This is a genomic window from Synechococcus sp. R5-13 (assembly GCF_047462015.1).
Taxonomy (GTDB): domain Bacteria; phylum Cyanobacteriota; class Cyanobacteriia; order Thermostichales; family Thermostichaceae; genus Thermostichus.
Genome location: NZ_JANSIL010000217.1, coordinates 1 through 4,351, shown reverse-complemented (window position 1 = coordinate 4,351; position 4,351 = coordinate 1). Strand labels below are relative to the sequence as shown.

Below are 4,351 nucleotides of genomic sequence, written 5' to 3'. Positions count from 1 at the left end.
CAAACAGAATGCTATCGCTGCATAGTTGAACAGTGATGTTCAGCAGTGTTCAGCGTAAATGTATCAGCACGGCATTCACACTTTGGTGTACAGTCCCCTCTGCCGAGGTCTGCTGAGCGGACGGATGACGCCGCAAACCACCTTCCCCCCAGGGGACATGCGCGCCGGGATCGATCCCAAGTTTGTTGAACCGCGCTACTCCCAGTACCTAAAAGCGGCAGAGGCATTGAGCCGGTTTGCTCAGGATCGCTATGGCAAGACCTTGGCCCAGTTGGCGGTGCGCTGGCTGCTGGATCAACCGGGGGTGAGTGTGGCGCTGTGGGGGGCACGCAAGCCCTATCATCTGGAGGCAATATCCGGCCTTTGGGGCTGGTCGTTGGATGCGGAAGCGATGCAGACCATCGAGGATATTTTGCAAAGGTATGTTCCCGAGTCCATTCCCCCCAGCTTTATGTCCCCGCCTGCCCGCGCTGCCTAGTTGTTGCTTTCTGTTCCCTTGCCGTTTGCGTTAGCGGTGGGGAGCACTTTGTTGCCGGGATCCCAGTCCTACGATTGAGTTTGGCAAAAAATGAGATTTAGAGCTCTGTCCTACTGCAGCCAGTAGGGCCAGGAGTCTGTCAACCACGGGAGAACAAAGATGGCCATCCCAGATGCATTCGCGTCAGCAGTGCGGAGCACTTTGACCCATAAAGCAGACAGGCCAAGGGATCCGGCTGACCAGAATGGGCCCACAGTGCCTTCTCAGGCGGGATCCCTGATTCTCCAGGTGGGGGGCATGAGTTGTGCCGGCTGCGTCCGCACTGTCGAGCAGGCTCTACTGAGACAGCCGGGGGTGGTCAAGGCCAGCGTTAACCTGGTTACCGAGTCGGCCCTTGTGGAGTTTGCCCCTGGGATCCGGCCCGACCCGCAGCACCTGGCCCAGATTTTGACAGAGGCAGGGTTTCCCAGCCGCTACAGTTCAGAGGGTGAGGCCCTCTCCGGCGGGAGTTCGGTTCCCGTCAGCGGTGCGGAGCCCTATCAAGACCAAACTTCCCCTGCCGCTGGGCGGGAAGATGCCGCGGATCCCCTCTCTCGGCAGCGACAGCAGACCCGACACCACATTCGCCAAGCGCTCACTGCTGCTTTTCTGCTGCTGATCTCTGCCGCCGGACACTTGGATCTCTTCGCCCGCCTGGGCTTGCCCCTCCTGAACGATGTCTGGCTGCACTGGGGCTTGGCGACCTTGACTTTTGTCGGCCCGGCTCGCGGCATTGTCCTGGATGGTTGGAGAGGGGCACGGCGGCTGGCCCCCAACATGAACACCTTGGTTACCTTGGGATCCGGATCGGCCTACCTGGCCAGTCTGGTGGGGTTGTTGGCCCCTCAGGTGGGCTGGGAGTGCTTTTTCGACGAGCCCGTCATGATGCTCAGCTTCATCCTGTTGGGACGGGCCTTGGAACAGCACAGCCGCCTGCGGGCGGCCAGCAGCCTGCAATCGCTGGTGAGCTTGTGTCCCAGTTTGGCTCGGCGGGTTCAGCCTGCAGAGAAGGCGGGATCTCTGGCTTCCAGCCCAGAGGGGAACCTGGATCTGGGATCCCAAACCGGAGAATGGTGCCCTGTCGAACAGGTGCGAGTGGGGGATTGGCTCCAAGTGCGGGCCGGCGAACAGATCCCGGTGGATGGAGAAGTCATTGCCGGCCAGGCCACGGTCAACGAGGGGATGTTGACGGGGGAACCCTTGCCGGTGCTGAAACAAGTGGGGGATCCCGTGGTGGCGGGAACGCTGAACCAATCGGGGTTGCTGCTGTGCCGAGCGACGCGCACCGGGAAAGACACCACCTTGGCCCAGATCATCCGCCTGGTGGAAGAGGCCCAAGCTCGCAAGGCCCCCATCCAACGGATAGCCGACCAGGTGGCGGGCTACTTTACCTATGGGGTGGTGACCCTGGCCATTCTCACCTTTGGGTTCTGGTACTGGGTTGGGATCCCACTCTGGGGGAGCGACGGTGCGGAGCACTTTGTCCTGGAGGGGTTCAGCCTGCACTCCCATCTGCATCTGAGCGACCATCCCCCTCACCCCACACCTCTGCTCAGCAGCCTCAAGATGGCCATTGCCGTTTTGGTGGTGGCCTGCCCCTGTGCTTTGGGGTTGGCTACGCCGATGGCCATCCTGGTGGGTACCGGGCTGGGAGCCGAGCGGGGCTTGCTCATCCGAGGGGGAGATGTTCTGGAGAAAGCCCATCGCTTGCAAACGGTGGTCTTCGACAAAACCGGCACCCTCACCCAAGGGGATCCCCACCTGACGGACTGTCTCAGCCTTGACCCCTCCCTGGATCCCAATCGCCTGCTCCAACTGGCGGCCACAGTGGAAAGCGGCACTCGCCATCCGCTGGCGCAAGCCATTTTGCAAGCCGCCCGCACCCAGGGTTTGCCGTTGCTCTCCGCCGGCGAGTTTCAAACCCAGCCGGGGATAGGAGTCGCCGCCCAAGTGGAAGGGCAGGCAGTGGTATTGGGATCCCTGGATGGGCTGGCTGCTTTGGGGATCCCAATTTCCCCAGAGGCGCAGGCCCAGGCCGAGGCGCTACTGGCAGCCGGCAAAACAGTGGTGGGTGTGGCTCTAGGGGGATCCTTGGTGGGGCTGCTGGCAGCCCAGGATCCCTTGCGGCCTGATGCGCAGGCAACACTGCGACAACTGCAAAAGATGGGCTTGCAGGTGATGCTGCTTACTGGCGATCGGGCTGAGGTGGCCAAGCAGGTAGCCGAAGCTCTGCAAGTGCCCGGGATCCGCGTTATCGCCGAGGTTCACCCGGCAGACAAAGCTCAAGTCATCCGCGACCTGCAGACCCAAGGCCAGAGAGTTGCCATGGTGGGAGATGGCATTAACGACGCTCCGGCTTTGGCCCAAGCCGATGTGGGCATCGCCCTGCATTCCGCTACCGATGCCGCCCTTGAGACCGCCGATATCATTCTGATGCGCAACCGCCTCTGGGATGTGGTGGAAGCTATCCGCCTCAGCCGCGCCACCTTCCGCAAGATCCAGCAAAATCTCCTCTGGGCTGTCGGCTACAACCTGGTAGGGATCCCGGTGGCAGCAGGCGTGCTCCTACCCCCCTTTGGCATTGGGCTTAGCCCGGCAATCGCTGGGGGTCTCATGGCCTTGAGTTCCCTCAGTGTAATCCTCAATTCACTCCTTTTGAGGCGAACTTTTGTACCCCGTAGATCTTCGAGTAGCCGCAGCTAAAAAAGTGTTAAAAATTACGAATGACTAAGTATCGATCGTTAAGTCTTCCGAGGTTTTACCGAGCTTCTGACACAATTTCCGCTGCGTCCAAGCCAAAAATTCGGCAACTTCGATTACATTTGATTAAAAAGATTAATCCGCTTTAACTTTTGAGGATTTGGTTGTAAGATTAGACCGAAACCAAGCTGTAAGCGCATCTTCTGGTTTCTTACTTAGCAAAGCAAAAACCGTGAAAATACTGAGAAAGCGCATCTTGCAGCGGTGAAGGGAGCAAAAGTATGGCGATGCTTGGAGATCTTCAGGAATTTTCCTTATGCGACCTGTTGCATTTAATGGAAAAGGGTAAGAAAGCAGGGCAATTATCCATCTGGGCACCCAATGGCATTCAGCGGATTTGGTTTTACCAAGGTCGGGTGGTCGCCGCCCTCACCCCTGAAGAAAAGCATCGTTTGGAAAGCCTGCTGACGCGCTTTGGCTTGGTGGACGAGCAGGTGGTCAGCCAGTTGGTCGCTAGGGGCTTGGAGGAGCCTCTGGGGCGTTGCCTGCAGCGGCAAGGGTTGATCTCGCCCGTAGATTTGGCCAAGCTCTTTCGCCATCAACTGCAGGTGGGACTCTACAGCCTCTTTGCCCTCGAATCCGGACAGTTCAGCTTCCTGCCCAACGTGCCCATGCCCTACCGAGAAATGACTGGCCTCAGCAAAAGCGCCACCGCTGCCGTCCTGGAAGCCCTGCAGCAGCTCAAGCTAGACCAGCGCCCCGAAAAAGACCTGCCCGAACCCGATAGTTGCTTTTGGCGTACCAGCACCGAACTGCCTCTGTTCAAGCTTTCTGCGCTGGAGTGGTCGATCTTGGAGCAGGTCTCCCCTTCCCGCAAGCTGGCCGACCTGGCACGGGCATTGGGGGCCGACTTGTTGGAGGTGCGCTATGCCTGCGCCCGTCTGGCCAAGCTGGGGTTGATCAGTCCCTGTGAGGGCCCAACGGTTCTGGCTCGGTCTTCTTCGGCCAGTCGCTTGCAACTGTCCGAGTCGGTGGCTGAGGAAGCAAATCCTGAGCAGGTGAGAGAGAGGCTGGGGGCAAGGGTGCCTGGTCTCCAGGATGAGGGCGGCCCCGTCAAGCCTTCTCTGGTCAGTC

3 protein-coding genes are annotated in these 4,351 nt (G+C 59.6%); all 3 read left to right on the top strand.

Annotation, left to right across the window (positions count from 1 at the left end; translation table 11 throughout):
• Positions 1–58 precede the first annotated feature (58 nt).
• Entirely contained in the window at positions 59–478 is a 420-nt protein-coding gene (locus tag NW840_RS13790) for an aldo/keto reductase (RefSeq protein WP_414331959.1), read from the top strand.
• 159 nt (positions 479–637) lie between these two features.
• On the top strand, positions 638–3,220 hold the full coding sequence (locus NW840_RS13785; RefSeq protein WP_414344888.1) for a heavy metal translocating P-type ATPase: 2,583 nt from the start codon (positions 638–640) through the stop codon (positions 3,218–3,220).
• Between the two features lie 332 nt (positions 3,221–3,552).
• Positions 3,553–4,351: DUF4388 domain-containing protein (locus NW840_RS13780; protein WP_414344887.1), on the top strand; the 799-nt coding region annotated here is incomplete at its 3' end.

Bases quoted from the DNA above. Each gene is read 5' to 3' on its own strand.
- NW840_RS13785 (WP_414344888.1), top strand. From the start codon at position 638: ATGGCCATCCCAGATGCATTCGCGTCAGCAGTGCGGAGCACTTTGACC.
- NW840_RS13790 (WP_414331959.1), top strand. From the start codon at position 59: ATGTATCAGCACGGCATTCACACTTTGGTGTACAGTCCCCTCTGCCGA.